A 24,794-nucleotide genomic window follows, 5' to 3' on the forward strand; every position below is an offset into this window, starting at 1 on the left:
TATTGTGAAATTTTTATATAAATTAATATCAACGTGGTGGCTGTCTGGAACAGTAAAAAAAATGCCAGGTACTGTGGGTAGTTTAGCTTCTTTTCCGCTTGTTCCTGTAATCCTGAGCAACAAAATTTTAGGTGCAGCAATTATTTCTTTTTTATTCTTAATTGGATTATGGTCTACAGGTAATTATATAAAACATTACAAGACTTCATGTGATCCAAAAGAGGTAGTAATTGACGAAGTGGTTGGTCAATTGCTGACGATACTTTTAGTTTCGATATTGTTAAGCCAAGAGATGAATTGTTCTTCATTGTTGTTGTGCTTTTTTTCTTTCAGGTTTTTTGATATAATAAAAACGTGGCCTATAAATTTAATCGATAAAAATACCAAAGGTCCTTTAGGTATTATGCTAGATGACGTTATAGCTGCAATTTTAGCCTGTGTTCTTATAGGAGCCTTTTATTGTTTATTGTTGGTGTATGCAGGATAAAAAAATTTATTATTCAAGCTTAATTGTTCAAAATCTAAAGGATTATATACTGTACACAGCGAATTTATCTGAGTGGGAAGTACACGATGAATTTGATAACATCATATTTACAATAAATGGTACCAGGGAGTCATTATTTAATTTTGTGTTCTGTGGAGACCAATGTACTGAGCTTTCTATACAAAAAACTCTAGATTATCTCAGAACAAGAGATATAGAAGCAACATGGGTAATAAATTCACATATGAAAATAAGAGATATTTTAGAAAAGTGTGAAATAAAACACGTTAGCACACCAAAAAAAGCTTTACTTAATATGAAAAATTACTTTTTACCTGCTGATGTTATTCCAAACTTGAGGTTAAATGCTGTGAATGGTAGCAACCTCTTAGAACAGTTAGATCTACACACTTCTAAAATTTTTTATCATGGCGTTGGAATTGTCAGCACATTTTTTCGCGGATTATCAAATTATGATGATAAGAACTCAAGATTAAGATTTTTTCTTGTAACACTAAATAATGAAATTATTGGGACATGCGGTCTTTATGTTCAAGACAGCGTAGCTGGTTTTTATAGTGATGGAGTTTTACCAATTTACAGGAATCGTGGAATAGGTACCCAAATGGTTTTAGAAAGAATAAAGATAGCTAAACAGCTTGAATGCAAATATATAGTAGCACATTGTATGAAATCTTCTGTGAACCTTTATAAGAGATTGGGCTTTCAAATGTTAGGCAATCTTTACTTATATACCTCTTCAGCATAATTCTGAGCGGTTACAAATTTTTACATTTGTTTTAAAAGTGCTATGTTTTTTTTGTATGAAGTGGTTTTAATATTGATTCTAATATTATTCTTTCTCTCTTATTCTAAATTAAAAATTAGTAATAAGATTAAGAACTTACAGCATCAAAATGTTATCATAAATAATTTAATTGATACTGTGAATGATGGGTTTTATATTTGGGATGCAAAAAAACGTATAGAAAAGTTCTCTCCCAATTTACTAATTTTGCTTAATACTGTTTTTTACTCATTTAATGAGTTTGTGAATTTTTTTGAGCAATCAGAAAGCTTAATCAAAAATTTTGTTGAGGCAAAGGAAATAAATAAATCTTTTACTCTAGATTTAAAGTCAAAAGACAGTGAGGTTTATTGCATATGTTACGGTAGAAGCATAATAGATGATTCTAACAATGTGATAGGTGTGCTGTTATGGATAAGGAATGTCTCAGACTGTAAGATAAAGGCTAACGGACTTGAGTTAGAAAATAGTAAGCTTACACAGGAAGTGGAGAGCTATAAAAACGTTTTCAACTCTTTACCATTTCCAATACTAAGATATAACAAGAGTAGAAAGGTGGAATTTTATAACTTGTTTTATGATAAATATGTAGATGGTTCTAAGAAATTTGCTATTACCGGTAGCGCTCATAGCACAAAACCAGGAAGACATGTCATAACTTATAAGAACGAACCTAAGGTTTTCGATTTTGTTAAAATTCCAATACAAGGTTCTGGTAGCATAGTAATGTATGGGAAAGATGTTAGTGATGCAGAGAAATTATATACTGAATTAAACAGTTATTTAGCTACACAGAAAAATTTGCTTGAGAGGTTACCGGTTGCTATAGTAATATATAGTAAGAATCAAAAGCTAAAATTTTATAATAATGCTTTTATAAAAACCTTTCAATTTGACCCAAAATTTTTGGCATCTTACCCAACTTATCATGAAGTTATGCTTTACCTCTGCGAATCTAAAAAGCTTTTAGAAAAAGAGGATTTTCAAACTATTAGTAATCAAAGACATGAGTTGTTCAAAAAATTATTTGAATCGTATGATGATACGATGCATTTCACGAATGGAAAAGCGTTCAGGGTATTAACAATACCCTACGCTTCGGAAGGTTTGCTGTTCTCTTACGAAGAATGCAAAAGATAATACTTAAACTCCTTCTCTCTCTACCATGAGCTGTTTTACTTTCGCTATTGCTCTTGCTGGATTAAGTCCTTTAGGACAAGTTTTTGTGCAATTCATTATTGTATGACAACGATACAACTTGAATGGGTCGTTTAAAACATCAAGTCTTTCACCTGTCTTATTATCACGGCTGTCAGCAATCCATCTGTAAGCTTGTAATAGTATTGCTGGTCCTAAAAATTTATCACTATTCCACCAGTAGCTTGGGCAACCAGTCGAACAGCAAGCACATAATATACAGTCGGACAAGCCATCTAATTTTTTTCTATCTTCAGAAGATTGAGAGTATTCTTTATTTGGTAGGGCAGGCTTATCTGCTTGTAACCAAGGTTTAATTGATTTGTATTGCTCATAAAATTGGCTCAAATCCGAGACTAGGTCCTTTATTACATACATGTGAGGTAATGGATATATTTTTACGTCACCTTTTATATCATGTATAGATCTAGTACATGCAAGAGTATTGGTTCCGTCAATATTCATGGCACAAGATCCACATATGCCTTCTCTACAAGAACGTCTGAAAGTTAAAGTCGAATCTATTTCATCCTTTATTTTTATTAATGCATCAAGTACCATAGGGCCACAACTATCCATATCAATAAAAAATGTGTCTATTCTAGGGTTTTTCTCGTCATCAGCAGACCAACGGTAAATTTGAAATCTTCTGATGTTTTTTGCTCTAGCAGGAATAGGATAAATTTTGCCCTTTTGATTAATTTTAGAATTCTTTGGCAAAGAAAACTGAACCATATCACTTACCTTTTATTGTTTATAGCTAAAACCCTTTGTAGATAACATATTTTATTATCATCTACTATATTTTTATTAAATTCCTTTTAAATCGCACACATATTGTAGCCAAGCGAAGCTAAAATCTCTCTTTCTAGATTTTTCATTATAATTTCTTCATCTTTTTTTTGGTGATCATAACCAAGTAAATGCAGTAATCCATGCACTAACATGTGTGCAATGTGAGCAAGAATGGGTATATAATACTCATGCGATTCTCTTTTTATTGTGTCTATTGAAATTGCTATGTCTCCTAAATCGCACTCATTAGACAATTGTTCATACGGAAATGATAGTACGTTAGTTGGCTTATCCATTTCTCTAAATTTTAAATTAAGTTGATGTAGCAAGTCATCATCAGCCAGAGCTATTGATATATTTGGTTTATAGTGGTCTATTTTTAATTCTTTTAGAGAAGCATTGATGACACCTAATACAAAATTTTTAGGATTTTCTATAATGCTGCACCATTTCTTGTCAAGAATATTTACTTCTAACATGAGTGACACATCAGTAAGGGTGTCATGCAAATAGCTGACACTGGAATCCAAAAAAGAAGAGTTATAGACCCTTGTGTCATGTACACAACTGTACGAATATTGTACACTAGAAGGATGTCATCCCAGTGCCTAGACACTGGGATCCAGGAATTTTGATTAGACATCAAGTTAGTGAATATAAAAGTAGCTAATCTTATATTAAAACACAACGGCTTTAATGTGGTTGCATTAAGGCTGGATTCCAGTGTCAAGCACTGGAATGACACCTTTGTGTTTGATGCAAAATCGGCTATAACGTTTAATGCACTGCCTTCGAGACAAATATTCATACAGCTGTGCGTTGTGTGCTGAGATGACATCATTTAGGAACTGAAATGACAGGTATTACACATCACTCATCCTTATTATTTCATTCCATTCAATTTCCGAAACTGGGGCAATTGATAAACGTGGTTGTTTTAATATAGTCATATTTTTCAAAAGTGGGTTTTGTTTTATATTATTTAACGTTACTTGGTTATTTAAAGGTTTCAAAAACTTTACATTCACTAATCCGAACTTGGGATCATTAACATGATAATACTCTTTAAATACTTCAACGATTCCAAGTATTGCTTTCTCTTTACCTGTATGATAAAAAAACGCAAGATCGCTTGCTTTCATAATTTTCATGTAATTTTGAGCTTGATAATTGCGCACACCATCCCACTCAACTACCTGATCCTTTTCCATTTTTTGCCATGAGTATTCACTTGGCTCTGACTTGAGTAGCCAAAATTGCATTATTTTTTTCTTCTTAAGTAAGCTGGTATATCATAGATATTGCTGCCCCACTTAGCTCCTTCGCTTACCTGTTCAGCTGGTTTTGTTTCCAGTGTTTTGTCTTGCGTACTTTCACTTTGACTATATGGCCACTTAAATTTCTCTTTCTCTGAGTCTTCGCTCTGACTTATAGGTGAAGTTTCTGATTTATTATTGCGACCATCAATGCCAGTTGCAAGAACAGAAACTCTAACTCTTCCCTCCATCGCTTGATCAAAAGTAGCACCAAATATTATATTTGCATTTTCATCTACTTCTTCACGCACTCTATTGGCTGCAGCATCAACTTCAAACAGAGTCATATCTCCGCCACCAGTAATGTTAATTAATATTCCTTGCGCACCTTTCATTGATACATTATCAAGCAATGGATTAGATATTGCAGCCTCTGCAGCGCTAATTGCTCTATCTTCTCCTTCTGCCTCTCCGGTGCCGATCATCGCTTTGCCCATCTCGCTCATTACTGTTTCTATATCAGCGAAGTCAAGATTGATAAGCCCTGGCATGACCATCAAGTCAGTTACTCCTCTGATGCCAATGTGCAGAACATTATCAGCAAGTTTAAATGCATCAGAAAATGTAGTTTTTTCATTTGCAATTCTAAATAAATTCTGATTTGGAATGACAATAAGTGTATCCACGTATTTTTGCAGTTCTTCAAGTCCAAGCTCTGCAATGCGCATACGGCGCACACCTTCAAAACCGAACGGTTTAGTTACAACTCCAACAGTCAATATCTTTTTTTCTTTTGGCGCTCTATCCTTAACTGCGGCTCTTGCTTCTCTGGCTGCTTTTGCAATTACCGGTGCTGCACCGGTTCCAGTACCACCGCCCATTCCTGCTGTGATGAAAAGCATATGACTATCTTTTATATGCTCCATAATCTCATCAATTGACTCTTCTGCTGCACCTTTGCCAACATCAGGCAAAGCACCAGCACCAAGCCCCTTAGTTAAATTAATGCCAAGCTGAATTTTTTTATCACATAACGACTTTTCTAGTGCTTGAGCATCGGTATTTGCGACAACAAAATTCACTCCTTGCAAATTAGATTGGATCATGTTATTCACAGCATTTCCACCAGCACCACCCACTCCCACAACGGTAATCCTTGGGTGTAATATAGGCAACTCCGGCAGACTAAGATCAATAGACATTTAAATTACTCAAATTTAGCGAATTCACTTGATAATAAGTTACCGCTTTTTTAATAATATGCAAATACTTTTCACTTCTATAGGCGTAAACAGTAAACGGGATTTACTTATTCTTAACATTTATACTAATAAGTGCCGTTAATTATAATAACTAGATTCTTAAATGACATCACTTAACCGATGCAAAAAATAGAAAATGTTTATAAAAAGGGACAGAAACCTATCCCTTTTTATTTTGTTGAAGATTATTATACTTCCTGATCTTTCCCTTTCGATGCTTCAACTGCAACATCTTTTAATTTTGAGGCAACTTGATATGTTCCATAAACAGCAGCAACTGCAGCAATTGCCATTATGGCACCCGCAACTATCTGACCAGCAACACCTGTTCCGATAAATCCAGGTAATGAAGCAGCTATTGCTTGATTTGTTCCAACAAAGTAACTGGCAGTCTTAGCAAGAAACCCAGAAGCTTCTGCTGCACTAACAAAGCCTGCTTTCATATGCATTGCTGTAAAGACAACACTTGCAACTGCAAGCGGAAATAATGCTGTTCTCCCTTTATTATGCATAGCGTACTGACCAGCTCCACCAGCAGCACCAGGAATTCCCCAGTATTTTTCAGCTCGTATATATCCTTCTGAAATAGCATGAAAAATGCCATCCCCTTTTCCATACTCATAATTTGTTAATGCCATAGCTCTACTCCTTAAATAGAATGTTAAAATTTCATTAAGGAAGCATATAGTAAAAAAAATTGCCTGTCAAGTAAACTAATTTTTTAATATACCTTTATTCTGTAATTGAGCGCTTCAGCAATGTGTGCTCTTTTTACTTCTTCACTTTTTGCAAGATCTGCAATAGTTCTTGCAACTTTTAATACGCGTGTGTAGCCTCGATTGGAAATGTAATTTTCTTTCAGTACGTATTTTAGCAATTCTAACCCTGCCTGATCTGGTTCAGTAAATTTATTAAATGCTTCACCGCTTACTTCTGAATTGCAACGAATATTTAATTCACTATAGCGCTCAGTTTGAACTTTTCTTGCTGCTATCACTCTTTCTCTTATGATTTTAGTACTTTCTCCCTCCACAGAGATTTCAGGAGAGAGTATGCTAACGTTTGGCATTTCAATGCATATGTCTATTCTATCAAGCAATGGGCCTGATATTTTGTTTTTGTAATCTGTGCCACACTTTGGAGCTTTGTTGCACGATCTGCTTGCATCACCTAAATAACCGCACCTGCAAGGGTTCATTGCAGCAATCAGTTGAAAATTTGCAGGGTAGGTTATGTGAGCATTTGCCCTTGCAACGGTAACTTTTCTATCTTCAAGTGGTTGGCGCAGAGAATCAAGCACAAGTCTTGGAAATTCTGGCAACTCATCAAGGAATAACACGCCATTGTGAGCCATGGTAATTTCTCCAGGTTTTGCATTCTTTCCTCCCCCTATCATCGCTGGCATAGAGCATGAATGATGAGGTTCACGAAAGGGACGAGTTACTTTGAATATTTCATTACCAGTTTTTGTTATGCTGGAAATAATATTAACATCAATCATCTCCTGTTCGGTTAAATCAGGCAGCAATCCTATAAAGCGCTTAGCAAGCATTGATTTTCCAGTACCAGGAGGGCCAACAAGAAGCATATTATGCCCACCTGCTGCTGCAATTTCAGCTGCTCTTTTTGCAACAACTTGGCCTTTGATATCCTTCATATCGGGAACCAATCTTTTTTCTTTGGGTGCATCACTATAATTAAAAATTACTGGCTGAATTAATTGCTCACCCTTAAAGTGTCTGATAATATCAGTTAATTTCTCTATAGCCAGAATTGAAACATTCTTCACCCATACAGCTTCTACACCATTTCCTCTCGGGCAAATTACTCCTTTATTGTCCTTTTTTGCATTAATTGCTGTTGGCAGCACACCTGAAACTGGAATAACTCTGCTATCAAGAGCCAGTTCACCCATGATTATATAAGACTGAACTTTTTCAACTGGTATCACATTCATTACAACAAGTAGTCCAATAGCAATAGCCAAGTCATAATGACTGCCTTCTTTCAGCAAATCCGCAGGGGAGAGATTAACTGTAATTCTTTTTGGAGGTAGTAGTAGATTGATTGAATTTAACGCTGCTCTGATGCGCTCTCTGGATTCTGCAACAGTTTTATCCGGCAAGCCAACAATATTAAAAGCTGGAATACCATTTGCCATATGAATTTGTGCATTGACATTTACTGTGCTAATTCCCTGAAGCGCAACGGTATTTATATTTGCAATCATAATATATTATATAAAATTGTTAATACAATATATTAAAGAAGCGATGAAGTAAAGGCTACAGCAATTAAAGATGGCTTAACTTAGCAAAAAAGTGTAGTATTCTATCACTTTGCTGATTACAAATGTTTATAAGGATAATCACTTTTTTCTTACTATATTCAAGTACGGCTTTTTGTAGTGATTGTAATTTTAATTTACCATACTGTGGGCTCAGTTGTAATCTAGATCTATCATATAGAAATTTAAGTAATATAAAAAAATTATTGAATAACGACGATAAGTTTGTTGCGCTTACGTTTGATGATGGACCGTCTAACAATAGAGTAAACGATATTATTAATGTTCTGGAAAGCTATGAAGCAAAAGCAACATTTTTTGTGCTTGGTGAACGTATAAATGAAAAAACGTCTGAAATAGTAAAGAAAATTCATGAATCAGGTCATGAGTTAGGCAATCACTCTTGGTCGCATAGGAAGTTGACATCACTTTCAAGTGAGGAACAATTGCAAGAATTGGAAAAGACAAATACAGCAATTAAAAATGCAATAAAACAAGATGTAAAATGGTTTCGTCCGCCATATGGATGTTATGACGATAATCTGATTGAAAATACTGATCAATTAAATATGTATTCAATATTATGGACAGTTGATTCGCTAGATTGGCAAGGTGATAAGCCAGAAACTTTAGTTGAAAGAGTTTTAAGTAATGTACATAATGGAGCAGTTATACTGTTTCATGATCACAATAACAGGTCAAACACAATTGAAGCTTTACCTCATATTATTAAAATACTAAAAAAATCAGGTTATAAGTTTGTGACCTTAAGTGAGTGGGAAAAAAGGGTTTGTAATACGGTAAAAGCCAGAAGTGTAACAATAAAAGAGGGGAAAAAAGTGTGTTTTGAAGGAATGTTATGTGGACAAAAAACAAAGTCTTTAACCGCAGAGCATTCATATTAGGTGGTATTCAGCTTACCATTTCCGCGGTTTTTAGTTGCAGGTTATATAATTTACAAATACGAAACAGACAAAAGTACGAAGCACTATCTAATAGTAATAGAATAAGAGTTGCTACTATTATGCCTAAGCGGGGCAAAATTTTAGATAGGAATAGCATTGAACTTGCGGTAAACAAAATTTCGTATGTTGTTTTGTTTGATGGTTCTGGTAAGGAAGTTGATTTGCAGACATTATCAGAAGTAGAGTCTAAAATAGCAAAATCGTCAGAAAAAATAACTGCTCTTTATAAACGTTATTACCCGTTTGGTTCAATGTGTTCTCATGTAATCGGATATACAAAAAGACAGCAAGGCATAAGCGAAGTAGGAATCAGCGGTATTGAATATACATATGATCATATATTGAAAGGCAAGTCAGGAAAATCTGAGCAGGAAATAAATTCTAAAAAACGCGTCATAAAAGAATTATCAAGCATACCACAACAAGACGGACAAGATGTACAACTGACAATTGATATTAATCTGCAAGAGAAAACCGCAGAGGTATTTAAAGATCACCAAGGCTCCGCAGTGGTAATTGATGTAAATAATGGAGAAATTTTAGCATTATATAATTCACCTTCTTACGATAATAATCTTTTTGCTAGCAGGCTATCAAATGAGACTTGGGAAAACTTGAATGCTCCTTCATTACCGCTTGTGAATCGTGCGTTATCATATCAAATTCCACCTGGTTCAATATTTAAAGTAATAGTTGCGCTTGCGGGTTTAAAAGACGGGATAATAACACCAGAAGAGAAATTCTCGTGCAAGGGCTATATGAAAATAGGTGAGCGGAAATTTCGTTGTCTGAAAAGCAAAGTCCATGGGTATGTATCTTTAAATGAGGCAATGGCATTATCATGCAACACTTACTTTTATAATATAGGGAAAAAAATAAGTGTAGACTCTCTAGTAGAAATGGCCAGAAAATTTGGTATTGGAAGTGGGCCACTGATTGGAACGTTTAAAGAAGAAGCTCCAGGGTTGTTGCCAGATAGAGATTGGCGTACACGAAAGCTATATTCGCAGTGGTATTTAGGTGACACTATCAACTTAGTTATAGGACAAGGGTATATGCTTACAACACCACTACAGCTTGCAGTTCTTGCAGCGAGGATTGCAACAGGAAAAGAGGTAATTCCCCGCATTAAGATGAATGAAACGATACAAGATTTTCCCGATATTGATGTGGATTGTGAGCATCTTAGCATAGTTCGAAAAGCTATGTTTGATGTGGTGAATTCTAAAACTGGAACCTATAAGAAAGGGCTAAGCGGTATACAAATTGCCGGTAAAACCGGTACACCAGAGATAAACTCTAAGGGCGAAAGTCATAAGTTATTTATCGCCTATGGCCCTTACCATAACTCGCGCTATGCAATCTCTGTGTTTATAGAACACGGCAAAGCCCCACGCCAAGATGTTGCTATAGCTAATGAAATATTTCAGTATATGCTTGAAACTATGAGTATTAAACTTCTTGCATAACCATATAACAAACTTTTATTGGGAATAGAAACGAAAAAACTTACTTGACACCCTTCGCCAGCCCCCTTATCATGAAACTGAAGCTATTGTATTTGCTTTCGCCAATCTGCAGATTAAAAGGTAAGGATTACTTAATGTATCGGCGTCTTATGTTTAATTTTTTGCAGTATATAGATACTGTATGTCTTTACAAAACTTCATCTACATCTAGATTTTTATCTAAATAAGCTGAACGCGCTTATAAAGCGTTACAAGACATCAAAAAATGCCAATACTCGACAGAGATAGTAAAAGACTAGCTAACTCGGGGATTCTTTGTCTTTTTTTCTGCTTAGTAAATTTCTTAAACATTTGCAGCGTAAGTTAGTTGCAATTAAAAGCGGCTGAATCTCGCTTGTCAAGCGTTTAAAACATAAAAAACGCCAATATTTTAAAGCGGATAATAACCCCAGGGTTTCTTTTGCCTTTTTTTTCATTTGGTAAATTCCTTAATATTTATAGCTAAACAACAACCGTCATCCCTAAGTATCCCGCTGCTTGTTAGCGGGATCTCTTGTTAGCGCCGCGGTGGTATGACGTAGGATTGTTGTCATTCCGCTACTTGTTAGCGGCTGAGATACCGCGAATGAATCGCGGTATGACGGTGTAGATGATGGTTAAGTAATTCGTCATCCCGCTGCTTGTTAGCGGGATCTATGTTAAGGTATAGTAGGGGATCTATGTTAAGAGATACCGCGAATGAATCGCGGTATGACGGTGTAATGATGGTTAAGTAATTCGTCATCCCAGCGTTACGCGCTGGTTTCAACATTATATCATGAACTTTCTAAAATTCATTGAACTGTGCTTTCAAACGGTAGTGCCGGGGTGTGAGTATAACGATTATCAGTATATAAAAGTCATAGCAGATAGGCTGGAAGCGGCGAGCGCTGGTGAAGTGAAACGAATAATATTCAATATGCCTCCGCGTTCAATGAAATCCCTGTGCGCTAGTGTTGCGTGGCCCGCATGGATACTGGGAAACCAACCAACTGCGAGAATAATAGTTGCAAGTTATTCTCAGCGGCTCAGCGAAAAGCACTCGCTCGACACCAGGTGCGTGATGCAGTCTAGTTGGTATAGAGCGCTATTTCCAGAGATAGAACTATCCAAAGACCAGAATACCAAATATAAATTTCAAACAGTGCAGAGAGGATACAGAATTGCAACATCAGTTGGAGGAACACTAACTGGTGAAGGTGGTGATTTTATCATTGTGGACGATCCGCTCAGTTCTGCTCAAGCTTTGAGTGAAACGCTTAGAAAGCGTGCCACAAACTGGTTTGATCAGACTTTAGTAACCAGGCTGAACGATAGAAAAAAAGGAGTCATCGTTCTTGTAATGCACAGGCTACACCAGGAGGACTTAACTGGACACCTTCTCTCCAAGCCAAAAAACATATGGCATCATATTTGTTTGCCAATGATTTCTGAAAATAAGCAGGTTATTTATTCAATCAAAAAGCCAATGCCTCCCGTTCCTGTCATCCGAGTAGCTCAGCACTGTGCGACCAGGCGATTATATAATAAACCAGCGTCACCTGTAAGGATATTATATTCAAGAGAAGAAGGTCAGTTGCTATATCCCCTCGATGGAGGAAAAGAAGAAGTTGAGATAATAAAAGCTGAACTTGGGAGTTACGCTTTTGCTGCTCAATATCAACAAAACCCTCTGCCGCTTTCAAGTGGTATAATTAAACCAGAGTGGTTGAAACGCTATAAAAAATTTCCTGATAATCTCTCGCATATAACACAAAGTTGGGATACTGCGGTTCCAACAAGTAACATGAGCAACTTTAGTGTCTGCACCACCTGGGCAAAAATAGATAATAAATTCTATTTACTCGACGTATATCGCGCAAAGCTTGAGTATCCAAAGCTTAAAGAACAGGTTTTGTCACTAGCTGCAAGATGGACGCCACACGCAATTTTAATCGAAGCAAAAACAAGTGGTCAACAATTGGTGCAAGAGCTAAAGACAAACAGTGATTTACCGATTATTGAAATAGTGCCACATGATGACAAGCTCACTCGATTTCATCAAATTGTTCCGATTATAGAGTCTGGCAAGGTTTTTCTGCCACATCAAGCAGTATGGCTGAACGATTTTGAGTATGAGATTTTAATGTTTCCTGAAACTCGACACGATGATCAAGTAGATAGTACCGTGCAATATCTCCAGTGGGTGAGAAACAGTACCTCCAGGGTTGCAGCTATACGAGCATTGTGATTTGAGTCTACCAGTACTGGGATGACAGCTAGGAGACAACCGTCATCCCGCTGCTTGTTAGCGGGATCTAGAGATACCGCGAATGAATCGCGGTATGACGTAGGAATGCTGTTATTCCAGTGTCTGGGCACTGCCGTCTTGGATGGAAAGGCTGGATCCAAGTAGCCAGCTACTCGTATGACATCTTTGTGTTTGAGGCAAAACCAGCTATAACATTTCTTCGCAAACAAATGTTCGTACAGTTGTGGGTCGTGCACAACTCTATTCCTATAGTGAGTAGCTCCCTCCTATCTTATTTATATCATATTTTTAACTTACCCAATAACATAAATTACTTTAGCTATGCTATAGCTAAAGTGGCTTAGGTTTACTTACAATTTGAAAAACAACAAATTCGTCATTCCGCTACTCGTTAGCGCTGCGGCGGTATGATGTAGGGAAACCTTTCTTGGGTTAGCTATATCAATAGCATTGCTTTAAAAAGAGTGCCCATATTTTCAGTCAACCTTAAGAATTCACTAAAGATCCTATTCTTTTGTTCATCACTTGCGCTTTTCATTAAAGCCTGGGTTCTTTCTTTTATGCCAAAAAGATATAAAAATTCCCTTTGAGTTAAAATCTCACAATCTACATGCTTTAATGAATCTCTTAACGCTTGAAAGTTCACAAGTGCGGTAATATCACTATTACCAACATTCTCAAGAAAATTAGCATACTTATGTTGTTTTATCGATTGCAAAGTGCTCTTATATGCGGGGTATACATAACCGTAATCTACAATCAAAGCAGCTCCTTTATTATTATATATCTTCTTCTCAAGTTTTTTTAACATTTCAACCCCAACTGAACATATTTCCACCACTGCACCATTAAAAAATTTTCCATTTGTCATCTGAGTAGCTGACACTGGAGTCCATGATTCTTTTTTTCTGGATTCCAGTGTCACGCACTGGCATGACACCAAGAGACTGCCATCATCTTGTTTTGTCACCATATTTTCATACCACCCCTCATCATGATATACAAACTGATCTATCGGAAGAGCGTCAAAGAACTCATTTGCTAAAAAAATGGTTGGTTGTTCTGGTAGGTTGTCAATATTTTTGTGCCAATTAACATCTAAGCTTTTTAATTTTTCCTTTTGTATCTTCCGTAAAGTAGGGCTTATTTCAACTAAGTGGATCAACATCGAATTAAAAAAGCTGCTGTATTTTTTAGTGACTCTTATTATATCGTGAATGAGTGTTCCTTTGCCTGGCCCAAGTTCAACTAGAGAAAATTTTGATGGCTTTCCTAATTTTTCCCATGTATGCATTATCCAAACTGCAATTACTTCACCAAATAATTGGCTGATCTCAGGTGCGGTAGTAAAATCACCATCCTTACCAAGCGGTAATTTACTTGTATAATAGCCGTATTTTTCATGGTACAAAACGGCATTCATGAAATCACTGATGGATATTGATCCTTGACTTTTGTCAATTAATTCGTGTATATAAGTGAGCATGTTATTAATAAATGTTTAACTATAGCGTGCCATAATATAAAATAGTAGAGTATTTATATATATAGTATACACTTAAGTTTGTGAGTAATAGTGCTTCAGTTATGGACGACAAAAACACCGATTATGTTGCCCTTATAGCTCAAGATGATAGTATTGAATACAAATTTGAAGAAGCTGTCAATTTTATAGAAAACAAGGTTATAAATGCTGATGGGCTAACTTTAGCGGAAGTGTTTCAAGTGCTAGTTCAAATGCTAGATGGTGATCTAGCATTGGTAAAAAAAGTACTAGCATATGCTAATATTATGGCAAAGCATGGAATGAAGGTAGCAAAAGAGTCGCAATTAAGCAGAGCTGATGTTCGCCGAGCTTTGGAAGGTAGAGAAAGTGTTGTCAATAGACAAGATTTTATAAAGAAACCACCTCTTCCACCTGCTATAAAATCGACCAAAAAGAAAAGTAGAGGTCTTTAGATGGCTGAATCTATAAAAAAATTTACTGTACAATGTGACTTCAAAGGACAAAGTTCACCTTTTGCAATATACATAGGAAATCCAAAAAGTGATGCTCATCCAATTCATCATCAAGATTCCTGGCTTGTAAAAGAACGTGGAGGGAATATTCCTAATAAAGTAAAAGAAAGTCTACAAAAATTATATAAACTATCTCAAGAAAATGGAGTCTCTTTCTCAGAGTTATGCGCGTATGCCATTACTGTGGTTAGTAACAATGATAAAAAAAGTGACGACAAGCAGTGAGATAGTTTAATCCCTCAATATTTCATTTATAGAGATTTTCGATCTCGTCTTTTCATCCACTTTTTTTACTATGACTGCACAATAGGTTGAAATGTTATTTTGAGATGGAATAGACCCTGGTACCACTACAGAATAAGGTGGCACTTCGCCATAAAATACCTTGCTAGTTTCTCTATCAATAATCTTTGTTGATGCCCCAATAAACACGCCTATGCCAAGGACTGATCCTTCTCTCACTACCACACCCTCAGCCACTTCGCTACGTGCTCCAATAAAGCAATTATCTTCTATAATGACAGGTGAAGCTTGAATAGGCTCAAGAACTCCACCTATTCCCACTCCACCGGAAATATGACAGTTTTTTCCTATTTGCGCACAGCTACCAATCGTTGACCAGGTATCTATCATTGTTCCTGAATCAACATATGCACCAACGTTGATAAAACTTGGCATTAGAACAACATTTGTACCTATATAAGCAGATCGGCGAACAAAACACCCAGGAACTGCTCTAATTTTTAACCGGCGAAATTTCTCCTCATTCCATTCACTAAACTTGTTACCGATCTTATCAAACCAGCAATTAGTATTATCTATTATTTTATTTTCTTCGGTGAGAAAATGTAATAATATTGCCTGCTTTATCCACTTATGTACTACCCATTCTCCACTTGATAGCTTTTCTGCTACTCTAATTTTGCCACTATCAAGGAGCTCAATTACCTCTTTAATTGCTATTCTTGCTGTTTTCTTTAGATTACAGTCATTAAATTTTTCTCTATTTTTCCAAATATCTTTTATCTCACTCTGTGTTTTTTTTAGTTGCAAACCTTCCATTTGTTATATATATATTGATATTAAATTTGTAGCTCTGTATCATTTAAGCTTGTTACTACTTTATACGTAAGTACTATGAAAATACAATGTTATAATTGTACTAAGACTTACTTAGTATCTCCTAAGCAAATTGGTGCGTCTGGAAGAAAGGTAAAATGTACGCACTGCAATCACATATGGCATGAATATCTAGAAGAAGTGTCAGACAAATCGCACTCTGCTAATATACAGGAAAAAAAAGTTAGTGGAAGGAATTTTTTACAAAATCTAGCATTTACCACTCTAGCTTTTGCAACAGCTACAGGGTTATGCATTGTAATTGCTAATGGCATCTTTCCTAGAGAGATGAACAAAGCATACAAAACGATCAGTTTATACAAGGATTCAATAAGCTATAAATTAGGGTACAAAAAAGAACAAACAGAAAGTCCAAATGTAAAAAAACTTGCTGTAAATAAGTTTTATCAAGACTACCTTTTTTTATCTAATTTAAGATCTAGTTAAATAGGCATACCGATATCGGTATCCAGCTTCTCTAGCTACTTAGATGGTGTTTAGGGTGACAGAGTTTAAAAATAAGTTATTTTTTAGTAAAAAAGGCAGCTCATGAGTATTAAAATTGCACCTTCTATACTTTCAGCAGACTTTGCAAAATTAGGAGAAGAAGTAAGAAAAATTAGCGATTTAGGTGTAGATTACATACACATAGACGTTATGGATGGGAATTTCGTTCCAAATATTACAATTGGTTCTAGCGTTGTCTCTGCAATACGTAAATACAGCAATCTTCCTTTTGATGTGCATTTAATGGTCAAATCTCCTGGTAACCACATTGAAAGCTTTATAAATGCTGGTGCTGATATTATTACTGTACATGCAGAAGCAGAGATACACCTTGAGAGGTTGATAAGAAAGATAAAGTCATACAAAAATGTAAACGACGCAAAAAAACCGATTCAAGCTGGAGTCTCAATTGTTCCTTCAACTTCCCCAAGTGTGCTTGAATATATAATACATGAGCTAGATATTGTGCTGATTATGACAGTCAACCCTGGCTTTGGAGGGCAGGAATTTATTCATTCACAGTTGAACAAGATATCTACTATAAAAAAAATGATACAAGAGCGTAACCTTAAAACACAAATTTCAGTAGATGGTGGAATTAACTCTTTTAACGCAGCTGATATAATAAAAGCAGGTGCAGATATTTTAGTTGCGGGATCGGCGATATTCAAGGCTGAAGATATTAAGAAGGCCGTAAATGATCTTAAAAATCCATCGTTGTGACCCTATATAGCTAAAGTGGCTTAGGTTTACCTACAATTTGAAAAACAACAAATTCGTCATTCCGCTACTCGTTAGCGGAATCTATGCTGAGATACCGTGGCGGTATGACGTAGAAAAACCTTTCTTGGGTTGTATCCGTTCAGCTAAGCGGTGTGAGAGATGATAGATAAGAGGTTTTGGAAAGGATTGAGACCCCTTTGTTTCCATGTCAAGTATAATGAAATTATCCGTTCAAGGAATGCATTTCCCCGCTTCGATTGGGTAAAATATGAATTTTTGCGATAAACGACATAATGCCGTATCTGCTGTTCAGCATGGTTGTTTGTCAGCGGAATGTTTTCTGGGTCATCTAAAAAATTCCACATTATTCTTTCAGATTTCAAAATATTTTTTGCAACTCGAGAAGCTCCAATTGCTTCAGGTAAACGGCTTCAAGTAATACCTTGTACGTTTTCGCAATTTTCTGGCACGTCTGGTAAATCTAAAAACATCTATCTCATTTTTTAGCAAGGCCTTTTTTAGTGCAAATAATTCAGTGGCTACGTTTCTTAAGTAACAGCCCAGAACTTTAACTTCAACTATGTGCTAATCTTTCAAAATCTCTTGATAAATGTGCCCAACAGATTTGCCTGTTCTTATCGGCAAAGTAGTTGTATGCTGCGTACCTGTCGTAAGCTATTGCGATTGCAGAACTTACTATTTTGTAAAACCTTCATTCCTCTTGACTCTGTCAATTTTATAAAACTTGCTGTATTACTGGCAAACATCCAGCACCAACCAAGTTTACCTTTGTTATAATGGCTCGTTTCATCGATATGCAGAACTTCACTTTTACTTACTTCTTGCTCGATTTGCTCATATGCTTCTTGGCATTTTTCTGCAACTCTAGCCTCGCTATTTGACACGCTACCAACACTGATGTCCAGGTTGAAAATATTTTTTATAATATTTGCTACTTCTCTTTTCGAGTTCTTGTAAAATCCGCTCAGCGCCGCGATTGTTGACTTAACTTTTGGACCAAATGTATCCGCAGTAACACCTTCTAGTAGCCTGCTACTTTTTCTTTTTCCACACTTGCAACAGCGGCCATTCTGTAATTGGTATTCCACAACATAAGGCTTAATTTCTGGCAAATCAACTTTTTGATGAATGTATGGCTCTTTCGATATCGCAATTTCTCCTCCGCACTCGCAAGAACTCTATTTTCACCACTTCATCTGCTTCCATTTTAGGGCGATACTTTCCTTCATGCCCAATCTGTGCCCCTATTTTCCTGTCACTTTTTTTCTTTTTCTTCTTTAGCTTGTATAACTCTTTTGAGCTCGGTATCGATGAATTTTGTGAATTCAGACCTAGTCTTTCTTTCAATTCAGCATTTTCGATTCTTAGCGCCTTATTCTCAGATCTAAAATTTTCGTTTTCTATCTCTAACCTCTTTATCTCTGCTTTTAGTTGCTCTATCTCTATTTTAAAGCTTTCACAGAGCTTGAGAAGACTAGCTAGTAGATCAGACATATTTACCACACATACTACTTGTGATATTATGTTTTTAGCACTCCTTGTCTACTTTTTATTTTACCGCTCCGCTGAACGGATACCTTTTTTTTACTGTTTGAGTATGTAAGGATTATGACGACCTATCCCAAACCTCAACTATATCCTCACTAAACTCTATTATCTTTGTTTTTTTAAACTGATAACAGTTGTTAATGAATTGAATCCCTAAATCTCCTACAAAAGGAGTGGCATCATTGCCTAAAATTTTACCACTGCGGCATATTATCAACCTGTCGATTAAATTACACTTTAATAGTTCTGTGATTAACACTCCTCCACCTTCAACTAATAATCTTGTTATACCAATTTCTGAAACAAGTTTTAATGCCATGTCCTTTAGGCAAACCTTACCTGCGTTGCTTGAATTAACTACTAAGTAGTTAATGTTTTTTATTTTTTTCTCTACTTCTTTATTTGTGATGACCCAAGTTATTACTTTGTCTGCAGTCTTTGCAATGTTATGCTCTTCCTTTAATCTCCCTTGGCTATCTATAATTAGCCTTATTGGCGATCTACTTCCAAGTCCTGGTAATCTGCAAGTTAAGAGTGGATCATCATTAATAAGAGTATTGCTGCCAATCATAATTGCATCATATTTTGCTCTAAGCTCATGCACCCAATTTCTCGTATTTTCACTTGTTATCCATTTGCTATCGCCTGTAAATGTTGCGATTTTTCCGTCAAGAGTTGTTGCGACTTTGCAAGCTATAAATGGTCTATGTAATTCTTTAGTGGTGAAAAAACCGACATTCAGTTCTTTTGCCTCTTTTTGCATAATACCTTGCTCAACTTCAATTCCTGCTTCTTTCAGAGCTTTCATGCCTCTGCCTGAAACTCTACTATCTGGGTCAATAGTTGCAATTACTACTCTTTTTATGCTAGCTTTTATGATTTTTGCAGTGCAAGGCCCCGTGACTCCGTGATGACAACATGGCTCAAGAGTGATATATATAGTTGCGCCATGAGTTGAATCTTTAGCGTTTTGCAAAGCGACTACCTCCGCATGCGGACGCCCACCAATCCCTGTATATCCCTCACTAACAATTGTACCATCTTTTACAATAACACACCCGACAGCAGGATTTGGTGCAACATTTCCAAGATTTTTTTCTGCAAGCCTTAATGCAATTGACATGAAATGATCATCAGTCATTAGAAAGAAGTCATTTCGTATGAGGTATCAAAAATTCTTCTGTGCTCGTGTATAGCAAATCTATCTGTCATACCTGAGATATAGTCACATATTATTACCGAACGCTGAGATTCACAAGCGAGTTTGCTCCACTCTGTGGGAAGTAATCCTGGGTTTTCATAAAAACATTGAAAGAGTTCCTGTATTATGCGTTTTGCTTTGTTCATCGTTCTACTCAGTTTATAGCTTCTGTATATTTTCTCCATGTTGAATCTTTTCATTTCTTTTGTAGCATTCGCAACTTCTGGTGAAAATGTGACTAGCATTTTATTTAGACTTCTTACGTCTTCTACGCTTTTTATTTTGTGATCTTCAATATTTCTTTCAGTCTGAGAAACAACATCACTTATCATAGTTCCTATAGTTCCACTCAGTGATTCATGTATGAGTTTGCTCTGAGGCAATTCTGAATATCTGCTCCTTATGTCTTTAAACATTTTTTCAATTAAAGGAACATTCAGCAAATCTTCGATGGTTACTAAATTCGCCCTGAGTGCATCATCAAGATCGTGAACACTGTAAGCAATATCATCGGCAATTGAAGCAACTTGAGCTTCAATGCTTGAAAATTCTTCAAGTTTTAGATCATATTTTTTGTTGTATTCTAATAACAGCTGATTACTTGTAGAAGACTCCGCGTTTTGACCAAGCAAGGGACCGTTATGTTTTGCAACTCCTTCAATCACCTCCCAACTTAGATTCATACCATCAAAATCAGCATGTTTTTGTTCAAGATAAGTTAAAATCCTTATAGCTTGAACATTATGATCAAACTCATACTTCTCGTTATCAAGATTCAAATCTTGAACTGATTTCTTTAGAGCATCTTCACCTGCATGACCAAATGGAGGATGACCAAGATCATGTGCGAGCGCTATGCATTCAGTGATATCCTCATTTAAGCCAAGTCTACGCGCAATGGACCTTGCAATTTGTGCAACTTCAAGGCTATGAGTAAGCCGAGTGCGATAGTAGTCGTGCTCATAATTGATAAAAACTTGTGTTTTGTACTCCAACTTTCTAAACGCATTAGAGTGAATGATACGGTCCCTATCACGCTGAAAGCAGCTGCGATTCTCATCTTCTGGCTCTTTGAAGTATCTCCCTTTTGTTTTGCTTGGAAAACATGCATAATTTAATAGAAAATTATTGTTTGACATGTAAAATTTCTACTATAATAAGTTATCAATAATAAACGGTGGTTACTATGTCAACAAATTACAACATCAACTTAACTGATAATGCACTAAAAAAAATCCACTCTCTTGCAGAGCAGGAAGGGGATAAGAGTTCCATTTTACGGGTTGCAGTTTCAGGTGGTGGATGTTCTGGCTTCAAATACAATTTTCTTATGGATCAAATGAATAAAAATCTATCTTTGGATGATGAAGACGATGATTACGATGATGAGTTTGATGACGAAGATGATGAAGAAAGCGAGGACTATAGAAGCCACTCCAGTTTTAGCGAAAAAGGTAAAGATATAGTAATTAATGATGAAAATGGCAATCCTGTATTAATGGTTGATAATTGTTCAGCAAAATTTTTAAATAACTCAGTTATAGATTATACTGAGGATCTCAGTGGTTCTGGTTTTCAAATAAAGAATGCCTTTGCTAAATCCCAGTGTGGTTGTGGCAACAGCTTCTCAGTTTAGTCAAAAATTTGATGTCATCCCAGTGCTTGACACTGGGATGACACTCTTCTCTGGTGGAGGGTGCTCTCAAGTCACAACGTTCATATAGTTGTATACTTGACACTGAGGTTTATTCTTCTATTTCTTTTTTACTGGTCATGCACTATCATTTGCTATGCAAGCACAACATTTGTATGGTTATAGGTCTTTTAAACATGGGTGGTAATGTAGCACTAGAACTAACTTCTGTAGATAAAAGCTTCAAGGACAATTCTGTTGTTGTAAAGGATATCAACTTAAGTGTTACAAGAGGGCAAGTAGTAGCGCTGATTGGCAATTCAGGTGCAGGGAAAACAACTATATTGCAAATCGCAGGCTTATTGGATAAGCCAACTTCAGGTATAGTTACGATAGATGGAATAAATTGCACACAAGCCAGTAATAAGCATAAAACTCATGTAAGAAGAAATTTTCTTAGTTTTGTTTATCAATTTCACTATTTGTTACAAGAGTTATCGGTGTTGGAAAATATTATGCTTCCTCAACTCATTGCAGGAAAAAGCAAAGCTGAAGCAAAAAAAAATTCGCAAGCAATGTTGGAAAAATTTAGTCTGGAAAACAAAGCAAGTAGCATGGTATCTGAAGTTTCGGGTGGGGAAAGGCAGAGAGTTGCAATTGCAAGAAGCATTGTAAATTCTCCAAAGCTTTTACTTGCAGATGAGCCAACAGGAAACTTAGATCCAACAAATTCTTTTAACGTGTTTTTACTGCTACATTCATACGTAAAGGAAAATAACAGCTCTATGCTTATAGTAACACACAATCATCTCCTTGCAGAAAAGGCAGACTGCATTTTCCAATTGAGAGATCGATCATTAGTGAAGTTGTGAATAGGAAAAATAGCACAATTTCTATGCCTTATACTTATCTAACCAATGATCATTAACAGAGTACAACTCGCATGAAATGCTTTCATTGCTTTTTATACACGGACTTTTTAACTTACGCTGTTTACTTAGGGAACACCCCGATAACATAAACACAGCTAAAACAAAAAATAATAGCTTTTTAAACATAACAAAACCTTTTCATTTATATTACTACACTCATTTCTCTTGTTTGTAAAGATTAGGCATATTCTTTTACCCTTACCTCTTTTTTGACCTTTTGAAAAGAAATAGTTGCACTATTCAAGCGCAGTTTTATATAATTGTCCACGATTTGAGTCACTTCCTCTTCTTTATCCTTTAGAAAGTGATTAGTATCATCTATTATATGGTATTTCATGTGATCACTTCTTACTGAATTTATCAACCTTTTTGCTAATTCTGTTACATCGCTTTCTTCTGAGATTGTATCATTACTGCTTTGTATTATAAGCCCAAAAACTGGACAGGGAGAAAGAAAAGAAAAATCGTACTTAGTTACCGGAAGAGAAAGAGCAATAAAACCCACTATCTCAGGGCGGCGCATTGTTAGCTGCATAGCCACCCATGCTCCAAAAGAAAAACCAGCGATCCAAATTGGAACATTGCTAGGATTATGTTCCTGAAGCCAATCAATGGCTACCGCAGCGTCAGTTAATTCTCCTATACCCTTATCAAAAGTTCCGGTAGATTTTCCCACACCACGAAAGTTAATTTTCAATGCAGAAAAATTGTTATCGATAAAAGACGTATATGTACTATGTACAATTTTACTATCCATATTACCACCATATTGAGGATGATGATGTAAAACCAGCACAACCGGCGCGTTGGCATCTTTGCTTTGGTGGTATTCACCTTCTATCTTTCTTGTTGCATTATTTAAAAAAACTTCAACCATGATAACTCCTAATAAGAACCTGCTTGACAGGTATTGATGACGTGAGTTATTAATTATGTATTAATTTCGCTGTTTTTGCAATAAATTTTTTATCGTGTTAAAGCTAACGTACATAGTTATGGCTATAGTTGATGGTAAACTTATTTAAGTGACAGATGAATCCATTCTCTTTAGAAAATAGTGGTTGCGTATATGCTGATTACAATGCAACTGCTCCAATTAGTGAAAATGTAAAAAAAAGTATATTTGAGGTCTTGTCAAAACAAACGCTCAATCCATCATCACTACATAAGAGAGGACAAGAAGCGAGGAAGATTCTTCAGGATGCAAGAGATAACGTACGTGGTGCTATTGGCGTTTCAAGTGATAAAGAAATAGTTTTTACGTCTGGTGCAACTGAAGCGAATAACCTTGTTATGAGAGGAATAGCAGGCTACCTGCATATAATTTCAGCTATAGAGCATCCTTCAATTCTTAATTCTGCATGTAATCCATATATAATACCTGTTAATCAGGAGGGCATTGTTGACTTTTTAGAGCTAGAAAAAATTCTAAGCGAACTTAAAGGAAACAAAGCAATAGTTTCAGTTATGATGGCAAATAACGAAACCGGAGTTATTCAACCTATTGAGGAAATAGCTAAAATAGTACACAAGTTTGGAGCAATTTGCCACACTGACACTGCTCAAAGTGTTGGGAAAATTAAAGTTAATATGGAAGATTTAGGAGTGGATTTACTCACTTTATCCGCCCATAAATTTGGCGGTGTAGCAGGCAGTGGAGTTTTAATATTCAATAAAGAACTTGCGATAGAACCTATTATAATAGGTGGTGGACAAGAGAAGGGATTTCGTGGTGGTACGGAAAATATTGTTGCGATTGCAGGCCTTTCTGCTGCACTGCAAAATATTCCAGACCTTCTATCAAAAATGGATGAAGTAAAGGAGCTACGTGATCAATTAGAGTGTGAATTATTAAATCTTGCCAGTGACATAAGAATCTTCGGTAAAAACTCTAAGAGGCTGCCAAACACAAGTTTTATTTATATGCCAGGAGTAAAGAGTGATGTGCAGCTTATGCATTTTGACTTGAATCATATTGCAGTTAGTAATGGCTCCGCATGTTCTTCTGGAAAAGTTGAGCCTTCCCATGTTTTGCTTGCAATGGGGGCAACAAAAGAGCAAGCAGAGTGTTCAATTAGAATCAGTATAGGTCCAGAAACTAAACCACAAGACATAAAAAAAATAGTGGATTGTTGGTATAATATCTACAAGCAGAACTCCTTGGTATAGATAATACGTGATATCATGCAGGGAGCTATAAATTAGATGTAAAAAATTCCTTTACAAGTTTCGCCAGCCCCCTTATCATAACAGTGAAGCTATTTATTTATCTTCG

General features: G+C 36.0%; 26 protein-coding genes and 1 pseudogene. 15 read left to right on the forward strand and 12 right to left on the reverse strand.

From position 1 onward, the window contains the following. Nucleotides 1–4: 4 nt before the first annotated feature. Genes OPR21_RS00785 through OPR21_RS00795 form a run of 3 tightly spaced genes read left to right on the forward strand, consistent with a single transcriptional unit; the run spans nucleotide 5 to nucleotide 2,435 of the window. Nucleotides 5–487, forward strand: coding sequence for a phosphatidylglycerophosphatase A family protein (locus OPR21_RS00785; RefSeq protein ID WP_006279290.1), 483 nt, complete (start codon nucleotides 5–7; stop codon nucleotides 485–487). Next, complete coding sequence (locus tag OPR21_RS00790; protein WP_006280097.1) at nucleotides 477–1,256, forward strand: GNAT family N-acetyltransferase; 780 nt, start codon at nucleotides 477–479, stop codon at nucleotides 1,254–1,256. Before OPR21_RS00785 ends, OPR21_RS00790 begins: the two co-directional genes overlap by 11 nt. A gap of 42 nt (nucleotides 1,257–1,298) precedes the next feature. After that, nucleotides 1,299–2,435: a hypothetical protein gene (locus OPR21_RS00795; protein ID WP_236514561.1), complete on the forward strand. Its 1,137-nt coding sequence runs from the start codon at nucleotides 1,299–1,301 to the stop codon at nucleotides 2,433–2,435. Nucleotides 2,436–2,438: 3 nt separating this feature from the next. On the opposite strand, the gene OPR21_RS00800 is transcribed toward OPR21_RS00795, so the two are convergent. Further along, nucleotides 2,439–3,227, reverse strand: a complete 789-nt coding sequence (locus OPR21_RS00800; RefSeq protein WP_010082472.1) for a succinate dehydrogenase iron-sulfur subunit — start codon at nucleotides 3,225–3,227, stop codon at nucleotides 2,439–2,441. A gap of 86 nt (nucleotides 3,228–3,313) precedes the next feature. Further along, a complete protein-coding gene (gene ybeY / locus OPR21_RS00805; RefSeq protein ID WP_010082473.1) occupies nucleotides 3,314–3,766 on the reverse strand; it encodes an rRNA maturation RNase YbeY in 453 nt (150 codons plus the stop codon). 24 nt (nucleotides 3,767–3,790) lie between these two features. Between ybeY and OPR21_RS08675 the strand changes: the two genes are divergently transcribed. Together OPR21_RS08675 and OPR21_RS00815 are read left to right on the forward strand one after the other, a co-directional pair. Beyond that, a complete protein-coding gene (locus OPR21_RS08675) occupies nucleotides 3,791–3,922 on the forward strand; it encodes a hypothetical protein (protein ID WP_259348783.1) in 132 nt (43 codons plus the stop codon). A gap of 15 nt (nucleotides 3,923–3,937) precedes the next feature. Beyond that, on the forward strand, nucleotides 3,938–4,117 hold the full coding sequence (locus tag OPR21_RS00815; protein WP_022626337.1) for a hypothetical protein: 180 nt from the start codon (nucleotides 3,938–3,940) through the stop codon (nucleotides 4,115–4,117). A 33-nt stretch (nucleotides 4,118–4,150) separates the two neighbouring features. Here OPR21_RS00815 and OPR21_RS00820 read toward each other — a convergent pair whose 3' ends face one another. The 4 genes from OPR21_RS00820 to OPR21_RS00835 all read right to left on the reverse strand — a co-directional run bounded on the left by OPR21_RS00820 (nucleotide 4,151) and on the right by OPR21_RS00835 (nucleotide 8,035). Continuing rightward, a complete protein-coding gene (locus OPR21_RS00820) occupies nucleotides 4,151–4,549 on the reverse strand; it encodes an EVE domain-containing protein (RefSeq protein ID WP_077188253.1) in 399 nt (132 codons plus the stop codon). Then, entirely contained in the window at nucleotides 4,549–5,745 is a 1,197-nt protein-coding gene (ftsZ, locus tag OPR21_RS00825; protein WP_010962790.1) for a cell division protein FtsZ, read from the reverse strand. Before ftsZ ends, OPR21_RS00820 begins: the two co-directional genes overlap by 1 nt. Before the next feature lie 248 nt (nucleotides 5,746–5,993). Continuing rightward, nucleotides 5,994–6,443, reverse strand: coding sequence for a hypothetical protein (locus tag OPR21_RS00830; protein WP_265029999.1), 450 nt, complete (start codon nucleotides 6,441–6,443; stop codon nucleotides 5,994–5,996). 83 nt (nucleotides 6,444–6,526) lie between these two features. Then, complete coding sequence (locus OPR21_RS00835; RefSeq protein ID WP_213863007.1) at nucleotides 6,527–8,035, reverse strand: YifB family Mg chelatase-like AAA ATPase; 1,509 nt, start codon at nucleotides 8,033–8,035, stop codon at nucleotides 6,527–6,529. Nucleotides 8,036–8,157: 122 nt separating this feature from the next. Between OPR21_RS00835 and OPR21_RS00840 the strand changes: the two genes are divergently transcribed. The 3 genes from OPR21_RS00840 (at nucleotide 8,158) to terL (ending at nucleotide 12,795) form a co-directional block, all read left to right on the forward strand. After that, nucleotides 8,158–8,997, forward strand: coding sequence for a polysaccharide deacetylase family protein (locus OPR21_RS00840; RefSeq protein ID WP_010962787.1), 840 nt, complete (start codon nucleotides 8,158–8,160; stop codon nucleotides 8,995–8,997). Then, nucleotides 8,952–10,526 carry a penicillin-binding transpeptidase domain-containing protein gene (locus OPR21_RS00845; protein ID WP_265030000.1) on the forward strand — a complete coding sequence of 525 codons (1,575 nt, stop codon included), beginning with the start codon at nucleotides 8,952–8,954 and terminating at the stop codon, nucleotides 10,524–10,526. The genes OPR21_RS00840 and OPR21_RS00845 overlap by 46 nt, the downstream gene beginning before the upstream one ends. A gap of 817 nt (nucleotides 10,527–11,343) precedes the next feature. After that, nucleotides 11,344–12,795: a phage terminase large subunit gene (terL, locus tag OPR21_RS00850; protein WP_265030001.1), complete on the forward strand. Its 1,452-nt coding sequence runs from the start codon at nucleotides 11,344–11,346 to the stop codon at nucleotides 12,793–12,795. Between the two features lie 457 nt (nucleotides 12,796–13,252). On the opposite strand, the gene OPR21_RS00855 is transcribed toward terL, so the two are convergent. Next, nucleotides 13,253–14,302, reverse strand: coding sequence for a class I SAM-dependent methyltransferase (locus tag OPR21_RS00855; RefSeq protein ID WP_265030002.1), 1,050 nt, complete (start codon nucleotides 14,300–14,302; stop codon nucleotides 13,253–13,255). Nucleotides 14,303–14,403: 101 nt separating this feature from the next. Here OPR21_RS00855 and OPR21_RS00860 point away from each other — a divergent pair, with 101 nt between their 5' ends. Together OPR21_RS00860 and OPR21_RS00865 are read left to right on the forward strand one after the other, a co-directional pair. Continuing rightward, on the forward strand, nucleotides 14,404–14,775 hold the full coding sequence (locus OPR21_RS00860) for a hypothetical protein (RefSeq protein WP_077188297.1): 372 nt from the start codon (nucleotides 14,404–14,406) through the stop codon (nucleotides 14,773–14,775). Beyond that, nucleotides 14,776–15,060: a DUF2610 domain-containing protein gene (locus OPR21_RS00865; RefSeq protein WP_007549418.1), complete on the forward strand. Its 285-nt coding sequence runs from the start codon at nucleotides 14,776–14,778 to the stop codon at nucleotides 15,058–15,060. 6 nt (nucleotides 15,061–15,066) lie between these two features. Here the strand turns inward: OPR21_RS00865 and dapD are convergent, their stop codons facing one another. Next, entirely contained in the window at nucleotides 15,067–15,897 is an 831-nt protein-coding gene (gene dapD, locus OPR21_RS00870) for a 2,3,4,5-tetrahydropyridine-2,6-dicarboxylate N-succinyltransferase (RefSeq protein ID WP_265030003.1), read from the reverse strand. Nucleotides 15,898–15,972: 75 nt separating this feature from the next. Between dapD and OPR21_RS00875 the strand changes: the two genes are divergently transcribed. Together OPR21_RS00875 and rpe are read left to right on the forward strand one after the other, a co-directional pair. Continuing rightward, a complete protein-coding gene (locus OPR21_RS00875; protein ID WP_265030004.1) occupies nucleotides 15,973–16,401 on the forward strand; it encodes a zinc-ribbon domain-containing protein in 429 nt (142 codons plus the stop codon). Nucleotides 16,402–16,503: 102 nt separating this feature from the next. Continuing rightward, the gene (gene rpe, locus OPR21_RS00880) at nucleotides 16,504–17,184 is read left to right on the forward strand and encodes a ribulose-phosphate 3-epimerase (RefSeq protein WP_077188290.1); all 681 of its coding nucleotides are present in this window, start codon (nucleotides 16,504–16,506) and stop codon (nucleotides 17,182–17,184) included. 143 nt (nucleotides 17,185–17,327) lie between these two features. Here the strand turns inward: rpe and tnpC are convergent. From tnpC to OPR21_RS00895, 3 genes and pseudogenes are all read right to left on the reverse strand, one after another. Next, a pseudogene (tnpC, locus tag OPR21_RS00885) lies at nucleotides 17,328–18,699 on the reverse strand (IS66 family transposase). A 112-nt stretch (nucleotides 18,700–18,811) separates the two neighbouring features. After that, entirely contained in the window at nucleotides 18,812–19,894 is a 1,083-nt protein-coding gene (gene ribD / locus OPR21_RS00890; protein ID WP_015589162.1) for a bifunctional diaminohydroxyphosphoribosylaminopyrimidine deaminase/5-amino-6-(5-phosphoribosylamino)uracil reductase RibD, read from the reverse strand. Then, complete coding sequence (locus tag OPR21_RS00895; protein WP_065106726.1) at nucleotides 19,894–21,093, reverse strand: deoxyguanosinetriphosphate triphosphohydrolase; 1,200 nt, start codon at nucleotides 21,091–21,093, stop codon at nucleotides 19,894–19,896. The genes ribD and OPR21_RS00895 overlap by 1 nt, the downstream gene beginning before the upstream one ends. Nucleotides 21,094–21,140: 47 nt before the next feature. On the opposite strand from OPR21_RS00895, the gene OPR21_RS00900 reads away from it, so the two are divergent. Together OPR21_RS00900 and OPR21_RS00905 are read left to right on the forward strand one after the other, a co-directional pair. Then, complete coding sequence (locus tag OPR21_RS00900) at nucleotides 21,141–21,590, forward strand: HesB/IscA family protein (RefSeq protein ID WP_265030005.1); 450 nt, start codon at nucleotides 21,141–21,143, stop codon at nucleotides 21,588–21,590. Between the two features lie 194 nt (nucleotides 21,591–21,784). Next, on the forward strand, nucleotides 21,785–22,459 hold the full coding sequence (locus tag OPR21_RS00905; protein ID WP_265030289.1) for an ABC transporter ATP-binding protein: 675 nt from the start codon (nucleotides 21,785–21,787) through the stop codon (nucleotides 22,457–22,459). Nucleotides 22,460–22,697: 238 nt separating this feature from the next. Here the strand turns inward: OPR21_RS00905 and OPR21_RS00910 are convergent, their stop codons facing one another. After that, nucleotides 22,698–23,396, reverse strand: a complete 699-nt coding sequence (locus OPR21_RS00910; protein WP_265030007.1) for an alpha/beta hydrolase — start codon at nucleotides 23,394–23,396, stop codon at nucleotides 22,698–22,700. 155 nt (nucleotides 23,397–23,551) lie between these two features. On the opposite strand from OPR21_RS00910, the gene OPR21_RS00915 reads away from it, so the two are divergent. Further along, complete coding sequence (locus OPR21_RS00915) at nucleotides 23,552–24,688, forward strand: cysteine desulfurase family protein (RefSeq protein ID WP_077188296.1); 1,137 nt, start codon at nucleotides 23,552–23,554, stop codon at nucleotides 24,686–24,688. The last annotated feature ends 106 nt before the right edge of the window (nucleotides 24,689–24,794 follow it).

It is taken from the genome of Wolbachia endosymbiont (group A) of Philonthus cognatus, assembly GCF_947251755.1.
Lineage (GTDB): Bacteria > Pseudomonadota > Alphaproteobacteria > Rickettsiales > Anaplasmataceae > Wolbachia > Wolbachia pipientis.

Coding starts and splice junctions, on each gene's coding strand:
- OPR21_RS00790 (WP_006280097.1), top strand. CDS start 477: ATGCAGGATAAAAAAATTTATTATTCAAGCTTAATTGTTCAAAATCTA.
- OPR21_RS00795 (WP_236514561.1), top strand. CDS start 1,299: ATGTTTTTTTTGTATGAAGTGGTTTTAATATTGATTCTAATATTATTC.
- OPR21_RS00800 (WP_010082472.1), bottom strand. CDS start 3,227: ATGGTTCAGTTTTCTTTGCCAAAGAATTCTAAAATTAATCAAAAGGGC.
- ybeY (WP_010082473.1), bottom strand. CDS start 3,766: ATGTTAGAAGTAAATATTCTTGACAAGAAATGGTGCAGCATTATAGAA.
- OPR21_RS08675 (WP_259348783.1), top strand. CDS start 3,791: ATGCAAATAGCTGACACTGGAATCCAAAAAAGAAGAGTTATAGACCCT.
- OPR21_RS00820 (WP_077188253.1), bottom strand. CDS start 4,549: ATGCAATTTTGGCTACTCAAGTCAGAGCCAAGTGAATACTCATGGCAA.
- ftsZ (WP_010962790.1), bottom strand. CDS start 5,745: ATGTCTATTGATCTTAGTCTGCCGGAGTTGCCTATATTACACCCAAGG.
- OPR21_RS00830 (WP_265029999.1), bottom strand. CDS start 6,443: ATGGCATTAACAAATTATGAGTATGGAAAAGGGGATGGCATTTTTCAT.
- OPR21_RS00835 (WP_213863007.1), bottom strand. CDS start 8,035: ATGATTGCAAATATAAATACCGTTGCGCTTCAGGGAATTAGCACAGTA.
- OPR21_RS00840 (WP_010962787.1), top strand. CDS start 8,158: ATGTTTATAAGGATAATCACTTTTTTCTTACTATATTCAAGTACGGCT.
- OPR21_RS00845 (WP_265030000.1), top strand. CDS start 8,952: ATGTGGACAAAAAACAAAGTCTTTAACCGCAGAGCATTCATATTAGGT.
- terL (WP_265030001.1), top strand. CDS start 11,344: ATGAACTTTCTAAAATTCATTGAACTGTGCTTTCAAACGGTAGTGCCG.
- OPR21_RS00855 (WP_265030002.1), bottom strand. CDS start 14,302: ATGCTCACTTATATACACGAATTAATTGACAAAAGTCAAGGATCAATA.
- OPR21_RS00860 (WP_077188297.1), top strand. CDS start 14,404: ATGGACGACAAAAACACCGATTATGTTGCCCTTATAGCTCAAGATGAT.
- OPR21_RS00865 (WP_007549418.1), top strand. CDS start 14,776: ATGGCTGAATCTATAAAAAAATTTACTGTACAATGTGACTTCAAAGGA.
- dapD (WP_265030003.1), bottom strand. CDS start 15,897: ATGGAAGGTTTGCAACTAAAAAAAACACAGAGTGAGATAAAAGATATT.
- OPR21_RS00875 (WP_265030004.1), top strand. CDS start 15,973: ATGAAAATACAATGTTATAATTGTACTAAGACTTACTTAGTATCTCCT.
- rpe (WP_077188290.1), top strand. CDS start 16,504: ATGAGTATTAAAATTGCACCTTCTATACTTTCAGCAGACTTTGCAAAA.
- ribD (WP_015589162.1), bottom strand. CDS start 19,894: ATGACTGATGATCATTTCATGTCAATTGCATTAAGGCTTGCAGAAAAA.
- OPR21_RS00895 (WP_065106726.1), bottom strand. CDS start 21,093: ATGTCAAACAATAATTTTCTATTAAATTATGCATGTTTTCCAAGCAAA.
- OPR21_RS00900 (WP_265030005.1), top strand. CDS start 21,141: ATGTCAACAAATTACAACATCAACTTAACTGATAATGCACTAAAAAAA.
- OPR21_RS00905 (WP_265030289.1), top strand. CDS start 21,785: ATGGGTGGTAATGTAGCACTAGAACTAACTTCTGTAGATAAAAGCTTC.
- OPR21_RS00910 (WP_265030007.1), bottom strand. CDS start 23,396: ATGGTTGAAGTTTTTTTAAATAATGCAACAAGAAAGATAGAAGGTGAA.
- OPR21_RS00915 (WP_077188296.1), top strand. CDS start 23,552: ATGAATCCATTCTCTTTAGAAAATAGTGGTTGCGTATATGCTGATTAC.